The organism is Halobellus rarus, assembly GCF_024494595.1.
GTDB classification, from domain to species: domain Archaea; phylum Halobacteriota; class Halobacteria; order Halobacteriales; family Haloferacaceae; genus Haloquadratum; species Haloquadratum rarum.
Map to the genome: position 1 here is coordinate 155,479 of NZ_JANHDI010000009.1, position 15,451 is coordinate 170,929.

Sequence of the window (15,451 nt, forward strand, 5' to 3'; positions counted from 1 at the left end):
AATAATAACAGTCCTTATCTCCTATCCCGAACGATTTAGTATTGTAATGTATACGCAAAATACTTCGTCGGGTCAGATAGGGTCACTCACCCAGCCCCAGTGGCTGGCAGTTGCGTTGGTCGTCATCACTGGTGTCATCCACGTGTATGCTGGTATCGTCGAGGGGCGGATTCCTGTTGCATTCGCAGGTGTTGGCTATGCCGGCGCGCTTGTGCTGTTCTTCTTCGACTACCGGCGGCGACTGCTCTACCTGATCGGGATTCCGTATACTGCCGTGCAATTCCCCCTCTGGATCGTCGCCAAGTCAGAGTACGGGATGATCGACTACGTTGACAAGGCGGTTCAGGTCGCCTTGATCCTCGTGTTAATCTACCTCTATTTGAACACGCCGGCCGATTCAGCCGGAAACACGGCAACGGCAGCGGACTGAGCGTGCGAATTCACGGGACGTCTATTGCGCTCAGTTATCTCGAATCACCATAATTTTCACCCGATTCACGCCGTCGAAGTCACGAAGGCGGTAAGTCAGTTCCCGAACACGTTCGCCGGCCCCCCTGGCAGAATAAGGACTCGAGTGGTGTGGGTGAGACGCCTCTGCTGGTGGGTGACAAACCACTTGGGCGTGATGCCCGTAGGTACTCACACTGTACATGTACGAGGACATTCTGCTCCCGTTCGATGGAAGCGATGGAGCTGCGGAGGCATTGTATCACACTGCCGAGATCGCACACTGGGCCGACGCCACGATCCACGTTCTGTTCGTCGCGGATACGAGACACGACAGTGTCACCGTCGTCGAAACCGAGGTCGTTGACGCCCTTGTTCAAGAGGGTGAGGACATCGTTGAGGAAGCAGAAAAGACACTGACCACACTCGGTGTCGACTACGATTCCGACGTCGTCCAGGGGCATCCAGCGCCGACAATCGTCGAGTACGCCGAGCAATACGAGTACGACGTCATCGTGATGCCGACCCACGGTCGGGAGGGGGTGTCACGATACCTCATCGGGAGCGTCACGGAGAAGGTCGTCCGTCTGTCTTCCGTCCCTGTCCTCACAGCGCGGATGCAGCCCGACGAACACCTGGTGTTCCCCTACGAGAGCATCCTCATACCGACCGACGGGAGTGCCGGTGCGGCCTATGCTGCCGAGCATGGCCTCTCACTTGCAGCGGCTCTCGATGCGACCGTTCACGTGCTGTGTGTCGTCGACGATGCGTCGCTGGGTCTGGACGTGCGCTCAACTATTTCGGGACAGGAACGTGAACAGGCTGCGACCGATGCCGTTGACGACCTCGTGTCGGAGGCAGAGACACACGGCGTTTCGAATAGTGTCCGGCACGTCGAACACGGGTCCCCGATCGAGGTGATACTCGACACCATCGACTCGAACGATATCCACGCCGTCGTGATGGGAACGACAGGGAGACGCGGGAGCGATCGAATCCTTCTCGGGAGCGTCGCCGAGAAGACCGTTCGCTCTGCACCAGTTCCCGTCCTCACGGTTGGACAAGGGGAGTAGCGATTCTGTGATATCAACAGGACGCCACCCAAGATCGAACACGTCCACATAGCAGGCATTCCCCTCTCACGGCGTAACCTTTGTACGCCTGCCATGAGGCTGTAGAGACAGAATACTGTGGATTCGAACGTCGACGAGATATTGACACAAGGGCGTGAATCCGGTCCATTAGTCCTCGGCGCATTCGTCTCCCTGCTACTGTTCCTGTTCGCGGTTCAGTTGCTGGGTGCGTCCACAGCAGCCGCGGCCGCTCCGCTCGAACGGTTCTTCAGGCGATACGTCGCCGGAAGTGGGCGAGCTCTGGGTGCAAGCTGGCTCGCCACGTACGTGCTCACCAACGGATCAGTAGTAGCGGCCCTGTCCGTCTCGCTGTTCAAGACCGGGATTCTCACGGCTTCACAGTTGTTCCTGATGCTCGCTGGCTCACGCCTCGGGGGCGCCGCAATCGTACTCTTGATAGGAATGTTGGACTACTTCCAGAAGCGGCGCTATTCATTCGGTGAGGCGACTGAGTTGGGGGTACTGACGTTCCTCCTGTCCCACTCGATCTATCTACCGGCGACCGTCCTCGGGTATCTCCTGTTGCCGAGACTCCAGACGGGATTCGGAGCCGTCAGTAACCGAATCGAACTCTCGTTTCACCCGCTGGCGGCCTTCGATCCGGCGACGGGAGCCATCGTCGATACCGTTGGTGTGGGCCTGGCACTCGTGATAGCCGTTCTCGTACTGTTCGGCAGCCTCACGCTCTTCGATCGGTTACTCAAGCGGATCGACACCGAATGGCTTCGCAAGCGGTTCTTTCGCCGATTTCAGCACAAATGGACCTCGTTCGGACTCGGTATCCTCATTACCGGCGTGACGACCAGCGTTGCGTTCTCGCTGGGGGTAGTCGTTCCGCTCTACAATCGGAACTACATCAAACGTGAGGAGATCGTTCCCTACGTTCTGGGGGCTAATGTCGGCACCTTCTTCGACACGATTGTCATCGCTGTGCTTTTGGAATCCCCACAGGGCGTGGCTATCGTGCTATCACTCGTGGCAGTCGGAACGATCATAACGGTCGGAACACTGGTTCGGTTCTCGACGTACTTCCGAGCTGTCGAGACCACCCAAACCCGACTCGTTACCAACCGTCGGTACCTGGCTGGGTTTCTCGTCTCGTTGGTTATTCTCCCGATAGTTCTGGTTCTACTTCCAATCTAGTTCTGCGACCGAGAAAGTCTGTTCTATCGAGAGAGATCCGCTAATACGGGTGGTTCCTCCCCTCCCGCAGGCTCAGTTGCCCCCGAGCCTTATGTGGATTTAACACGCAACTCTTGAGTATGTCGTCCGTCGACGAGGTGCTCGTTGCGTACGATGGGACCCCGCTCTCGGAGAAAGCGCTGGCACACGCGTTCGACGTGTATTCGGATGCGTCGATTACCGTCCTCCACGTTATCGACTACATCGAAGAGAGCTATAGCGCGAAAGCACTGGTCGGAGACGAAACGCTCCGCGAACGGGCCCGAGATCGGTCGGCAGAACTGCTCACCGAGGCCGAGGCGAAAGCAGCCGAGCACGACCGGGAGGTTAAGAAAGCAAGCGAGGTTGGCAAGGCCGCAGACGAGATCCTCGGGTACGCGGACACACACGGCATCGACGTGATCGTCATCGGGAGCCACGGACGCTCGGGTGTCGCTCGAATGCTCATTGGTTCGGTCGCTGAAACGGTGATGAAGCGTGCATCAGTGCCTGTGACTGTCGTCAGGTGACCGCAAACTGTGCCCCCAGATTCGCCCCTGAAACGGCGAATCACAGAGAGGAACATACCAAACATCCGGGGGAGAATCCACTCTCGAGACACCATTTTGTACTTGAGCGTTGAAGGAATACGTATGAGAGTGCTCGTCCCAATTGACGGCTCAAAATGTAGTTTACGCGCACTGGAGTTCGCTACTGAGTTCACCTCACGGTTTGAGGGCTCGCTTCACGTCATACACATCACCGATTATGATGGGGAGGCAAAGCAGAACCTCCTGGACCGGGCGAGGACCACACTTGCGGAAGCCGGTATCGAAGACGATCCAGAGATTATCCCGATAACACAGATGGCCGCCCCTCGCTATGCTAACCGAGTTGGTTCATTAATCCTGGAAGTAGCTGTCGAGCGAGACTACGATCATATCATTATGGGTCATCACGGTACCGGACGTCTCGGTCAGGCTATCCTGGGTAGCGCCGCCAAAACCGTGGTCGGTGCAGATGAAATACCTGTAACCATCATTCCGTAAAGCGATCCCACGTTGACACTCGGTTATTTCACAGTCTCGCACCTGAATCTGCTGTGAGAACCTGCCTGCGAGTTGTGCAATATCTGTATTTCGGTGAAATTATGACGGCACTGCCGGAATTGCTTTCGATGCCCTCCAAAACGAACGAACTGCTCCGATCGATTCGACATCTCCTCATCGTCGGCGTCTTTTTACTTGGGCTTGGAGTCGCAACGCTCGGAGATATTGCTATTGCGATTCGGCAGTATGAAACGCCGATACCAGCCGTCGCTCGCGTGATCGGAAGTGCAGTCGTATTTGTGGCACTTGTACTGCTTTTCGTCAAGGTATTTCAAATAAATGGAGACGATCGTTCTGAAGATTGACTGTGCTTACCGCTCACGATACCATTCGAATACGTGCATACTGATCCCGAGAAGAAGACCACCGAACATCAGTGCGCCAGCCATTTTTGAGCTGAAGGAACTCCCAGCGAAGAGTTGCCATACAACAACAATGGCTGTCACAAACAGACTCAAAACCCAATCAGTTGGTGTAAGAGAGGTGTATGATTCCATAATTCCTGATTCAATTTCTGCCTTCAAGTGTGTTAGGTGCATCATCTGTATTGAGCGATTCCTGATTGGTGTGGGAGGACTTCTATGACACCCACCCATTTGGAAATCGGAGAGATTGATCGTTTTCACCCAGCTATTCGACGATGATCACCCCTCACTGTTGAGGACGAGTTATCACCAACCGCGACCTTGACGTCGACGCAAGTTCACACCGTCTCGAGTTTAGACGCCAGTCTCAACCCACGACGGTGGTTCAACGTTGGTTCTGCCGATCCGGCTGAACCGGATTGTTTCCGTGATTATCCGTGGCCCAGAGCGGTACGCGACGGTTCGTCTCGTCTTGATCTGCTGGACGTATCCCTTCTGATTCACAAGTAGTGTCATCGATGCATTCGAGGTGACGTGCGTGTCGTTCAGATCCGCCCGCACACGGTAGAGTTGGGCTCCGTTCCGGGTGAGCGTCTCGACTGTCGTATTCTGCCGAGTGCTGTATCTGTAGAGGAGTTGCCGGTGGAGGGCGCTGTTGAGTCTGACCGAGGTGTTGAGTAACTTTACTTGCCGGAGTTGAGTCTCAGTACCTGATTCGACACGAACGGTCGTCTCGTTTCCATGTCGCCACGCCGAGATTCGTTCTGGAGCCTGTTGATACCGTGCTGGGGCATCACCGGTAGCTGCCGGTGTCCGAGTTGCGAGCGCCCGTACTGGCGGTCGAGGATCAACCTTCCATGTCCGATTGATCGTGGCCGCAAACGAGTTGTTGCTATCTCGAATGGTCGTCGTCGACCGGACGGTGAACGGTTGCGACCGAAGCGTTTCGGTATGCGCTTGAATCAGCGCGTTGGTATCTCTTACGTCATCCGCAGTCAACTCAGCGGATGACTGGGGGGCGTTGGTTGGTGCAGTACACCCGGCGGTGAGCAAAAGACAGACGACGCAGACTGCCGCCAAGCGGGCGGATCGTTTCACTGGGGGAACACCTCCGGAAAGCCGTAAAAGTAGTAGTAGATCTCTGCGATCCCTGAACAGACGAGAAGCGCGCCGGCGACCCGGTAGATCGTCCGGGTGTGTGACCTGAGCGTGGCCGTGATCGACGACCCACCGAGAGCCGTGACGCACGTGAAAACAGCAAGTACGGAGCTCATTCCGATCGCATATACAAGTGCGATGCCAACCCCGAGCATCGGACCAGCAGACATCCCCTGGATAACGACAGCGATGAACAAAGGCGCGGTACACCCTGCTGCAGCACCAGCGTACAACGCACCGAAGACAAAGAATCCGCTGAGAGATCGCTCTCGCTTCGGGAGTCGGACAATCGACTGGGAGGGCTTCCAGCCAGCCATCATCAGGCCCCCGGCGACGACGAACACGCTCCCGACGACGAGTTCCATCAGTGCGATCTCAGCCAGCGCTTGTGCACCGAGAAACGCCGCTGTGCCCGCGAGGCTGAGGTACACGACTGTCATCCCGGCACCAGCGAGTGCACTCAGTAGGATACCGCGACTGAGCGGGCGGCGGATCTGTTCGACGATTGTGTTCGCCCCTGTTGTCGACGCAGGAGATCCACTATCGACAGTGGATACAGTGTCACTCAGGAAATACGAGAGGTATCCTGGGAGTAGCGGAAAGGCACACGGGGCGAAGAAGGTCGCAGCGCCTGCGGAAAACGCGAGCCCAAAGAGAGCTGGGAGAGCAAGTCCAGCCATCGTCACGCCTCCAGTAACGGCTCAATTACGGACTTGAAATCCTCGAATGTCCGTGCTCTGACTTCCGGTTCATCGCCTGAAACTGGAGTTCCATCACTGTCGAATACGAGGTTCGTCGGATAGCTGTTCGCGTTCCATCGGTCAGTCGCAACTAATCCCGGATCCTTCACTACTGGCCAGGTACCTTCGTATTCGTCCCAGAACTGCTTGATGAGCCCTTCGTCCACTTCTGGTGTGATCGAAACCATATGAAGTGTCGCAGTGTCGTAGGCTGCTCGCAATTTCCGGAACTCCGGCATCTCTTCTTGACACGGGCGACACCACGTCGCAAAGAAGTTCAACAGCACGATTTTCCCGTCTGGCTTGAGAACGACTTCACCGTCGGGAAACTCATCGTGAGTGACGACAGACGGGAGAGCTAACCTGGAACTCGTGTCTGTCTTGTTGTTCTCGGCTGTTGTGTCGGTTGTCGACTGTGAGGTGGTTGTCGTAGTAGATAACTGACCCGCGCACCCAGTTAGGCTCACTCCGAATCCGGTACTGATCGTTGCGAGGAACTCTCTGCGGTTACTGGAGGGCATACGTCGATTGTGAAATTCTAAACCGGATAGTTGTATTTTGTTCGGAAAGTAAAACTCGGGTTTTACCCTGCCTGAACGGCTTCACGCGTGGAGCTGTCCGGCTCTCGAGTATACGGTTACTACTCGACCGATTTCGAATTGCAGGAAAAGCCGGGATGCGGGAGCCGACTAAGCCCACCCATTCGAATATAAAAACATATCGACGGCCTGCACTCGGCCGAGGCTGAGACTTCACTTATACAGCCGTGGGTGCTGGGTGTTGAACTGCGGTATGTCCCCACCACGACATCGGCCCTCCAACGACCGAACACGCCGACAGCTCCTCGCTGCCGGTGGTGCAGCCCTCCCACTACTGACTGCTGGATGTCTCTCCAGTTTGCCCCCACTCGGTGGCAATCAGCGCTATGGTCGCCTGACGGTCCCGAACGGGGGTGATCCGGCGTATCGACGGTGGCTCCCCGCCCCAACGAGCGTCGAGTCACCCATCGAACGGTATTACTTCGCCGCCGTGCAGCCGACCACCCTCCAACCGGGCGCTCCCGAGGAGTTCATCGCGCGGCGAGCCTACAGTAAGGCGGACATCAATTACTTTGGCATCGGCTTCGAGAACTACGACCGACTCGTTGATTCGATCTTCGGCACCGTCATCGAGGCCTCCTTCGATCGCACGCCGGTCACCGAGACCGTCACTGACAGCGGCTACGAACGCACCGGCGAGTATCGAGGCCACTCTGTCTTCGCTCGATCGGACGTGCCGCGTCGCGTCGCTATCGGCGACGGCGTCATTGTCTGGACGAGCGTACAGAAACACGAGCAGCCAAACCTAGAGGCGCTTATCGATGCCGGCGCTGGTGAACGGCCTCGATATCACGAGGAGAGCGCGCGGTTCGACCAGCTCACAACGGCCGCTGGTGGAAACGCCCACCTCATCGTCAACACGGACATCCACGATCCGACGGGCCGACCAGCGATGCTCGCCGACGCGTTCAGACTCGATGGCAGGACGGCGTACCAAGTCGTCTCATATCGCTACGAGGACGGCCGTGTGCCGACGGAGTCCGCCCTGAAACACGCGCTGCAAGAAGACGGTTACCGATTCACCACGGAGGCCGAAACGTTCGACGTGCAGATCGACGGTTCGCTTGCGACAGTTGAAGCCCAGGTACCATTCAACTCAGCGCGCGAGGTTGCACCCGAGTATGATCTCCCGCAAGTGACGTGGGGTTGGGCCCAAGACGCGGACGCAGCGCGCGTCACGTTTCGACACGAAGCTGGTGAGTCGGTCTCCGCGGACCGGCTTTATTACGATCTCGACCGGCCGGATGACGTTGGGGAAATCGAGAAACAGCCCCTCTGGTCGGACAGCGACGGCGATTCAGTGTCGCCCGATGCGGAGGCGACCGTTGATCTGAGCGAGCACCCGGACGCAGAGGGCGTCTCCCTCGTGTACTCGACGGGCGGAACCCATTTCCACGTACTGTTCACTGTGGATTTGCAGGGGGAGACCGATGAGTAACGTCATCACGGCGGTGCCGGTCAACGGGAGTCGACAGTGGCTCTCCTGCGACGTGCTCGCGTTTGGAATCCAGCATTTTTGTACACGCCTAATGAGATCTGAGAGAGAGATGGCCGACGTGGACCTAGCGACCGTCGTCGCGTTGTTGGACGACGAGCACACGCGTTCGATTCTGACTGCGACCAGCGACCAGCCGCTGTCGGCCAACGAACTGAGCGAGCACTGTGAGGTTTCCACATCGTCGATCTACCGGCGGCTCGACCGCCTGACCGACGCCGATCTTGTTGGTGAGCGGACCCGACCCCGGTCTGACGGCCACCACGAGAGGGTGTACGTCTCTCGGTTGCATCGATTCGAGGTCACCATTGCGGATGGCGAGCTGCGATGGGACCTCGATCGAGAGCGAGACAGCGACGACGTCGCAGATCAACTGACGCGCCTCTGGGGGAAATTCTGATGTCCCTTGTCGGACTCGGGTCCCCTATTGGACTGCTCGCGGGGCTTGCAGCCACAGCCTCGGCGCTAATCGGACTCTACATTGGCTATCAAGCGTATCGCGGGCTTCGACGGAATGGTGAACGCTCGATGCGCTGGCTCTCGATCGGGATGATCCTGCTCTTCGGGCTCACGTACACGCTCGCAGTCACCGGACAGGGACTGCTCGCATTCCGCATCATCCCAATCGACCTCCAGAACGCCGTCCGTCTAGTCGTCAGGATGACCCAGCTTGCCGGGCTCGTCTGTATTGCGTATTCCCTGCAAATTGCGACAACCCGGTAGTCTGTTCTTCCGCTATGGCTCTCGCACAGTGATCTCGTCGTCGCCTTTCGGCACGACACACAGGAATGACCCGCGGTCGTCGCTGTCGTTCCGGTACCAGTGTTCGACACCAGCCGGAATCAGGAGTGCATCACCCGCTGACACGGTATGGGTCTCCTCGCCGATCCCGACCTGGTAGGTACCTTCGATAACGAACTGTTCGTGTTCGACCTCGTTGGTGTGTCGGGGGACGCGTGCGCCCGGCTGGAGGATGAACCGTCGCATATTGAAATTCGGCGTCCCGTCCTCATCACCCAGCAAGACGCCTTTCTGGAGGCCCTCAGCCAACTCGACGGTGTCGTAGGCGATCTCCGACGCTCGGCGGAGGACCGGGGTGGAATCTGTGGTTGTCATCACTCGTGTATCCGTGTGCGAGAACTTGGGTGTATTCACGAAAGCCTCCTGTTCTTGATGTTCGCTGATCACCACGGAAGGGATCGTAACTTCTCACCGCCTATCGACTCCGTCAGGTACACGCTTTGGGTCACTTCCGTGCGGGGCTCCGAAGTCGCCCTCGAGAGTTCAAGTACTCGATCGCCTTCCGGATGGCCGCCGTACTGTCGGTGACCCTCTCGACTGTCGCCCCACTCCCATCGTAGATCGCATCGAGTTGTACAGGCTAACCGACGAGGAAACCTGGATTGTGGAGTCGACGGTCGGGAAGTGATCGGATCCTCACTCGGCGGCCAGTGCCATAGCGAGCTCCCGGGCCCGAGCCACCTCGGCGTCGGCGTCGGGGTCGCCCGTCCCGTCGATCTTCGAGAGGAGTTCGACGACGACGCTGGCGCGGTCGGCGACCACCGCCGGGTCATCGATCGCGCGAAGATCGTCGGCGACCGCTTGGGCCTCACCTAGCAGGCGACTCGGCGTCCGATCGACCGGCCGTTCGGCCGTGGCCGCGAGACACTGGTACAGTTCCGCTTTCGCGTCATCCGACATTATAGGTGGAGTATCGTGGCCGATCGTCGTATACCCCCTGGTCGCGGGGTCGACGTCTGTCTCATTTCCGCTCTCCCGAACCGAGCCACAACATCGCCGCGACATACGTCATCGGGGCACCGGTTATCGGATCCGGCGCGCTGCTGGTAGTAGTCGCTCGGCTTGAGGAGGTTGCGGCCGCGATGCGGCCCGTCGAGCCACCCGTCCACTTGCTTACAGGAGGTGGGAATAATGACTGATACCAGTAGTACGAGACCTGAGGGGGGAGTACTGCATTCTAACAGACGATGGAGATAGGCGTGTTCCTCAGCGTTACTCCTCTGAGACGGTGTCGTCGACGAACAGCAGGACCTGTTCTCCGGGCGTCAAACCGTCGGCGAGAAGCCCGAACTCGTCACGTCCCGTGAACGAGCGAACACGAGGGGCGGGGGCCTCTTCGTCGTCCCGCTCACAAACGAGTTCGATCGTCCCAGTGCCGTCAGCTCGAAGAGTGAACTTCCGCATAGGCCACTTTACGACAGTCCTACGTATAGAAGTACGTTCGAGTTTGTGCGGGAAGACCTGAGAGGCCCCCTGAGGTACCCTTCTCACCTGCAACAGACTCCCGGCCACTCTCCTCACGGAGGAACACGATGCCGAGCGAGCGACAGACAGACGAGAGCGATCGCTCGACGACAGGCGAGAAAACCCCACCTTGAGTACTCCAGCAGCGGCATCGGCCACTGCAACAGCGACGGCCCCCACCCCCTGCACCGCCTGTGAGATCGACTTCGAGGGCGACCTAGATCTCCACGGCGGGCTCTTACGGTCACGCGACTCGATCGGCAGTAGCGTTGTTTTGACGCTATTTTTCATCGTCAACTCAAAGAAGGTTGACGCGAGTTTCCCTACTATTATTACCAGATTTGTTAAAAAAGGCCTATGGAGTGCTCCCGGAGGAGCGAAGAAATCCAGTCACTCACGGTCGAGATTGTACAGGAGGTCGCACGGGTAGCGGGAGAAGAAGTGACTGACCTCCCACCACTCGGTCAAACGATTGATATTGAAGCGGTTGAGCGATTGGCACAGACGGAAGACACGCGTATCGAGTTTCGATATCTCGATTATGAAGTAGTGGTGGCAGATGGGAACGTCACTGTCAACGAGAGGTGAGCCGTCGCTACGTGTATGCTCTACAGATAAGCACGGCGAGTGCCTCGGGGTCGTACGGAAACCTTCGATTTCCGTGATGACGAGAATCGAAGATTCTTGAACCACTTGACCCCGAGGCGGTTCACAATAGCGGGCAAAGCAGCGCGACGTGCTGCCCCGGCGGTTCCGAACCAGCCACTGGTGGAGTAGCTATTCGAGCCGTTCGACCACGAACTCGGCCGCGGCGGGAACGGCACGAGCGTAGAGTTCAACCCAAGCTAAGTCGCCTTCGACGCGCGGGGCGTCGGCGTAATGTTCCTCGATGAGGTTGGTGACGTACTCGAAGGTCCCGAGCGTCGGTCGAACGATCTGGGCAGCCATTCGAGGGTTTTCGCTCTCCCCGATAGCGGACATCGCTTCCTGCACTCGGTCGGCCGTTCTCGCGACCGACTCGGTGGTCACTTCACTCTGATATGCGCCGTCACGGAGTCCGTTTATCGTCGCTCGGAGTGCCTCGATGCCCGCCAGGATTTGCCCGGCTTCGATAACGGCGGCCGCGAATCGGCCGTCGTTTCGATGCTCCCGCGCCTCCTCGGTCTTCGCCTCGACGTATCCGCTGGCCCGTCTGAACAACCACCGGCCCGCCGTTCCGTCGAGGTCGGCGCGGAACGGTAGCTCCTCGCGGTCGAGGAAGTCACTAATAGACGAGCGTGTGCGCGAAGTCGCGTATTCTAAGCGCCTTGACGCGTCGATCAGTGCTGTCCACTGCGGGGTCGTCTCGGAGCGCCCGCCCAGGTACACTTCCCGCAGCCGACGGGCGTCGGCGAGCGTCGCTCGGGCGAGTTCAACCCGCCCGACAGCGTCCCCGGCCTGAAACGGACGGGCGATCGGATCGGACGGATACGCCGGGTCAGGGCGGACGCGTCGGCGGCAATCCCCCACCAGGTCTTCTATCGGTGCGTGCGCGAGCACCGACTCCAACGGCGACGACGCGCGGTACTCGTGGTTGGCAACGAAGGAACCGAGATCATCGCGCACCCCCTGCCGCTGTTCCGTGACCGCCTCTGCGTCGTCTTCACCTGTCGCGGCGCGGTAGGCTCCCAGAACGCACGCGGCCTCGTTTCGCCGCCCGCGCCACACCGAGAGTTCCTCGGTCGGCCAGGACTCGTCCGGCGCATCATCGAGACGATCCGCGGCGCGTTCGCGGTTCGATCGCACCTCCTCGGCGACGGCGCCGTTCGGCACAGACGGCTCGGACGGAACCGCCGCGAGTAACTCGCGGGATCGCTCGCGGTGCGCGTTCACCAGGCTGACGGGAACTGTGACCGGGAACGGTGACTCGGGCCACGCGAGCGACCCGATATCGCGAGTCGACAGCGACACGTCCTCGTTGGCGGATTGGTCGTTCCCGAACGGCAGGGCTGCACACCCGGACAGCCCGGCGACGCCGATGGTTCCGAGTCCGGCGACCACGTTGCGACGCGACCTCATTCGCCATCACCCCCGCTTGCGGGCGTCACCGTCGCGTTGAAGTACTCTCCGCGGGGCGAGGGCCGGCAAGAACTCGACATCCCGCGACCCATCCCCGAGGACTGTTCGGCGGCGACGGGCAGTCGGATTGCGAATCCGACGGTGTGGGTTTCCTCGACGCTGCATTCGATGTCAGCGGGGCGGTGCGTTCGGCAGAAGTCGGCGTGGGGGTGAAGGTCGCCGCGTTCCAACTCGTCCCACTCGAAACTTGCCGACTGGAGGTGGATCTCGTAACAGGCTTCGACGGGCATCGAGAGGAGGTATACCGACGACGAATCGAAGTCAGTCTCTGCGACGAACGAGCGGAGTCGCTCGGCCTCTTGCACGTCGCCGAACGTGAGTTCGGCGAGATCGTCCGCGGAGACGATGACACGTCGACCGCGACGGGCGTACCGACCGCGCCCTTCGTCGCTCGGCGTCGGCAACTCCGTTCCGTGGGCGAACAAGACGGCTCCATCTCCATTGCGGACGCGACGCGCTTCGTACTCCTCGATCGTGTCGTGACTTCCCCGCCGGTCGATCGTCGGGAGGTCGGCCTCGCTGGAACACCCGGCGAGTGCGGCGACCCCGGACGCGACCGTGAGGAGGGCCCGACGGCGGGTCAGGGAGGGCATCACCGCTGCCATCGAGTGGCGGTGTAAAACGCTTTCCGGAGCCGTCGTCCTCTCGACTGAGATTCATCTCCCCCTAACGGTTGTTTCAGGACCTGCCTACTGCTGCCATTTCAGCGCTTGAGAGACGAATGGTTTCAATATCGCAGCGCGATTGGGGCCCAACGCAAAAGACAATGACGGAGAACCACTCGGCCACGGACATGTTTCGGCTTCTTGCTGACGACACTCGAGTCGATATTCTTCGCGCTGCTGCTGTTGCCCAGTATGAACTCGAAGAGGTGGGGTCGGGACCTGCCGAACTCGCGTTTTCTGAAATCTATGACTACGTTGAGGTGGAGAATACGTCGAAGCTGTCGTACCACCTCGGTGAACTCACTGGGACGTACCTACAGAAAAGCGACGACGGGTACTCGCTCACGCACGCTGGTGAACGCATCGTCCGATTCATCTTGTCCGGGAATTACGAGCGGCCGGACTCGTTCGGTCCCAAACCAGTCGATGGGATGTGCGTCTTCTGTGGAGAAGAAGCGCTTGAAGCGTTTCTCTCACGCCAGTTTTTCCGTATCGTTTGTTCGGCGTGCGAACAGCCAGTTGCGGGGCAGCCGATAACGCCTGCACAGGTGAAGACCCACGACGATGATGCGCTGATCGAGAGCGTCAAACTACAAAGCGCGGAAGTTTCTAAACAAATTCGAAGGGGGATGTGCCCGGAATGCGGGGCTCACCTATCCAGTGACGTGATCGAGATGCGGGGGAATCCGTTGCCCGACGCTGACTCGTTCCTCGTGACGAGTACTTGTCAGGAGTGCCTTCGTGGGTACAACAGCCCGCTGACCTACAGTGTCGTCTACCATCCGGCGTCGATAGCGTTCCACTGGGATCGGGGAATCGATGTGACCTCGCGGGGCATCTGGGAGTTCAACGAACACCTTTACCAGGGATGCTGGACATCCGAACAAATCGCGTCCGACCCCGACGAATACGAGGTTGTGTTGCGTCACGAGGATGATGCGATTCGACTGTTTCTCGATTCGACTGCGACCGTGATGCGGACCGAGCGCGTGCGACGCAAAAACGGTGATCCCCGCCACTCTTGACAGAAGTTTTACGGGAGCGGCGTTGACCAGATGACGGTGCAGATAGAGCGGTTTTCTAATTATCGGCACTAGGAACGTAATCTCTCGGCTTTTGCTCAACCTCAGTTTTGAAGCAACTCCGACAAATTATCAAATATACGATAAATTTATCGGTGTCGCTGGCCAACCCCGTAATTGCGATCTACGGAGGCCCCAGCCGTGCAATCGAGTAATTCCCACAAACCGACAGGCCAGAAGAATCGAACACACAGCGAGAACACCGCGGGACAGCAGTCGGTACAGAGACGTTCGAAGTCGGCCAGCGAGATCGCGGACTCATACGCAGTCGTGGCTGACAAGCTCGCTCGCTGGCGGCAACTCGATCGGCTCTTCGCCGGTCGGTATCGTCGAAGCCAGTTCGAGCACGCGAACGGCCGAGTGCTTGCTGTCGCCTGTGGCACCGGGCGGAACTTTCGCTACCTCCCGTCGGCGAGCGAAGTCGTTGGCATCGACATCAGTGATGCGATGCTCGCCCACGCTCGCACCGAACTCGATGGGCTCGAACTTGACGGAACTGTCAATCAGATGGATTCCCAGGCACTAGACTTCCCCGACGACAGCTTCGACACCGTCATTTCGTCGTTCTCGACGTGCACGTTCCCCGACCCGATTGCCGCGCTCCACGAGATGGAGCGAGTCTGCTCCCCCGACGGCGAGATTCTGCTACTCGAACACAGGCGCAGCGACGTCGCGCCACTCGCCTGGCTCCAGGACTGGCGCGCCGAGGCACACTACGAGAAGAACGGCTGCCGGTTGAATCACGAACCGTTGGAGACTGTGGAAAAGGCCGGCCTCACGGTAGAGAACGCAGCAACCGCGTTCTTCGGTCTCGTCACTACCATCGACGCCACCCCGAGGTAATCGTCTACGCGTGAACTACGTGCATATGAACGTCTTCGACCTCGGTGCCGCAGAAATCCCCGGTGTCTCAAGTCCACTGACAGCCGAACACACTGCGACAGACCTGTGGAGCCCGTCTCGCGGCATTCCACTCTTCGTAGCGGTACTCGCCGGGTACGTCACCGTGGTCCTCTGGACACGCCGGCGAAACCGCGACTGCAACGCCCGACAACGCAACCACCTCACCCACGGCCGTGCCGACTGATGACACGACCACGACGCTCCACGACGG

The 15,451-nt window shown here is 59.0% G+C and carries 19 protein-coding genes and 1 pseudogene; 12 read left to right on the forward strand and 8 right to left on the reverse strand.

The features are described from left to right. Positions 1-46: 46 nt before the first annotated feature. A complete protein-coding gene (locus NO876_RS11805; RefSeq protein ID WP_256421871.1) occupies positions 47-430 on the forward strand; it encodes a hypothetical protein in 384 nt (127 codons plus the stop codon). Positions 431-460: 30 nt separating this feature from the next. Here the strand turns inward: NO876_RS11805 and NO876_RS11810 are convergent. Then, positions 461-575, reverse strand: a pseudogene (locus tag NO876_RS11810) (CopG family ribbon-helix-helix protein); the annotation flags it as partial. 75 nt (positions 576-650) lie between these two features. Between NO876_RS11810 and NO876_RS11815 the strand changes: the two are divergent. The 5 genes from NO876_RS11815 (at position 651) to NO876_RS11835 (ending at position 4,155) form a co-directional block, all read left to right on the forward strand. After that, positions 651-1,520: a universal stress protein gene (locus NO876_RS11815; protein ID WP_256421872.1), complete on the forward strand. Its 870-nt coding sequence runs from the start codon at positions 651-653 to the stop codon at positions 1,518-1,520. Positions 1,521-1,637: 117 nt separating this feature from the next. Next, complete coding sequence (locus NO876_RS11820; RefSeq protein ID WP_256421873.1) at positions 1,638-2,723, forward strand: sodium:phosphate symporter; 1,086 nt, start codon at positions 1,638-1,640, stop codon at positions 2,721-2,723. Positions 2,724-2,842: 119 nt separating this feature from the next. Beyond that, on the forward strand, positions 2,843-3,271 hold the full coding sequence (locus NO876_RS11825) for a universal stress protein (RefSeq protein ID WP_256421874.1): 429 nt from the start codon (positions 2,843-2,845) through the stop codon (positions 3,269-3,271). Positions 3,272-3,394: 123 nt separating this feature from the next. Beyond that, a complete protein-coding gene (locus NO876_RS11830) occupies positions 3,395-3,790 on the forward strand; it encodes a universal stress protein (RefSeq protein ID WP_256421875.1) in 396 nt (131 codons plus the stop codon). Positions 3,791-3,843: 53 nt separating this feature from the next. Then, positions 3,844-4,155 carry a hypothetical protein gene (locus tag NO876_RS11835; RefSeq protein ID WP_256421876.1) on the forward strand — a complete coding sequence of 104 codons (312 nt, stop codon included), beginning with the start codon at positions 3,844-3,846 and terminating at the stop codon, positions 4,153-4,155. 1,154 nt (positions 4,156-5,309) lie between these two features. On the opposite strand, the gene NO876_RS11840 is transcribed toward NO876_RS11835, so the two are convergent. Then, on the reverse strand, positions 5,310-6,053 hold the full coding sequence (locus NO876_RS11840; RefSeq protein ID WP_256421877.1) for a cytochrome c biogenesis CcdA family protein: 744 nt from the start codon (positions 6,051-6,053) through the stop codon (positions 5,310-5,312). Between the two features lie 2 nt (positions 6,054-6,055). Further along, on the reverse strand, positions 6,056-6,634 hold the full coding sequence (locus NO876_RS11845) for a TlpA family protein disulfide reductase (protein ID WP_256421878.1): 579 nt from the start codon (positions 6,632-6,634) through the stop codon (positions 6,056-6,058). 376 nt (positions 6,635-7,010) lie between these two features. Here NO876_RS11845 and NO876_RS11850 point away from each other — a divergent pair, with 376 nt between their 5' ends. From NO876_RS11850 to NO876_RS11860, 3 genes are all read left to right on the forward strand, one after another. After that, positions 7,011-8,150: a hypothetical protein gene (locus NO876_RS11850; RefSeq protein ID WP_256421879.1), complete on the forward strand. Its 1,140-nt coding sequence runs from the start codon at positions 7,011-7,013 to the stop codon at positions 8,148-8,150. Positions 8,151-8,259: 109 nt separating this feature from the next. Next, the gene (locus tag NO876_RS11855; RefSeq protein ID WP_256421880.1) at positions 8,260-8,607 is read left to right on the forward strand and encodes an ArsR/SmtB family transcription factor; all 348 of its coding nucleotides are present in this window, start codon (positions 8,260-8,262) and stop codon (positions 8,605-8,607) included. After that, entirely contained in the window at positions 8,607-8,930 is a 324-nt protein-coding gene (locus tag NO876_RS11860) for a DUF7521 family protein (RefSeq protein WP_256421881.1), read from the forward strand. The genes NO876_RS11855 and NO876_RS11860 overlap by 1 nt, the downstream gene beginning before the upstream one ends. A 12-nt stretch (positions 8,931-8,942) precedes the next feature. Here the strand turns inward: NO876_RS11860 and NO876_RS11865 are convergent, their stop codons facing one another. The 3 genes from NO876_RS11865 to NO876_RS11875 all read right to left on the reverse strand — a co-directional run bounded on the left by NO876_RS11865 (position 8,943) and on the right by NO876_RS11875 (position 10,412). Then, positions 8,943-9,323, reverse strand: coding sequence for a cupin domain-containing protein (locus NO876_RS11865; protein WP_256421882.1), 381 nt, complete (start codon positions 9,321-9,323; stop codon positions 8,943-8,945). A gap of 321 nt (positions 9,324-9,644) precedes the next feature. Continuing rightward, positions 9,645-9,908 (reverse strand): DUF8152 family protein, encoded by a 264-nt coding sequence (locus tag NO876_RS11870; protein WP_256421883.1) that lies wholly within the window; start codon positions 9,906-9,908, stop codon positions 9,645-9,647. 312 nt (positions 9,909-10,220) lie between these two features. Further along, positions 10,221-10,412: a hypothetical protein gene (locus NO876_RS11875; protein ID WP_256421884.1), complete on the reverse strand. Its 192-nt coding sequence runs from the start codon at positions 10,410-10,412 to the stop codon at positions 10,221-10,223. Between the two features lie 417 nt (positions 10,413-10,829). Between NO876_RS11875 and NO876_RS11880 the strand changes: the two genes are divergently transcribed. Then, a complete protein-coding gene (locus tag NO876_RS11880) occupies positions 10,830-11,060 on the forward strand; it encodes a HalOD1 output domain-containing protein (RefSeq protein WP_256421885.1) in 231 nt (76 codons plus the stop codon). A gap of 189 nt (positions 11,061-11,249) precedes the next feature. On the opposite strand, the gene NO876_RS11885 is transcribed toward NO876_RS11880, so the two are convergent. Together NO876_RS11885 and NO876_RS11890 are read right to left on the reverse strand one after the other, a co-directional pair. Next, positions 11,250-12,530 carry a hypothetical protein gene (locus tag NO876_RS11885; protein WP_256421886.1) on the reverse strand — a complete coding sequence of 427 codons (1,281 nt, stop codon included), beginning with the start codon at positions 12,528-12,530 and terminating at the stop codon, positions 11,250-11,252. Next, complete coding sequence (locus tag NO876_RS11890; protein WP_256421887.1) at positions 12,527-13,183, reverse strand: hypothetical protein; 657 nt, start codon at positions 13,181-13,183, stop codon at positions 12,527-12,529. The genes NO876_RS11885 and NO876_RS11890 overlap by 4 nt, the downstream gene beginning before the upstream one ends. A gap of 173 nt (positions 13,184-13,356) precedes the next feature. On the opposite strand from NO876_RS11890, the gene NO876_RS11895 reads away from it, so the two are divergent. Beyond that, a complete protein-coding gene (locus NO876_RS11895; protein ID WP_256421888.1) occupies positions 13,357-14,280 on the forward strand; it encodes a DUF7351 domain-containing protein in 924 nt (307 codons plus the stop codon). Positions 14,281-14,697: 417 nt separating this feature from the next. After that, positions 14,698-15,180 (forward strand): class I SAM-dependent methyltransferase, encoded by a 483-nt coding sequence (locus NO876_RS11900; protein ID WP_345780753.1) that lies wholly within the window; start codon positions 14,698-14,700, stop codon positions 15,178-15,180. The last annotated feature ends 271 nt before the right edge of the window (positions 15,181-15,451 follow it).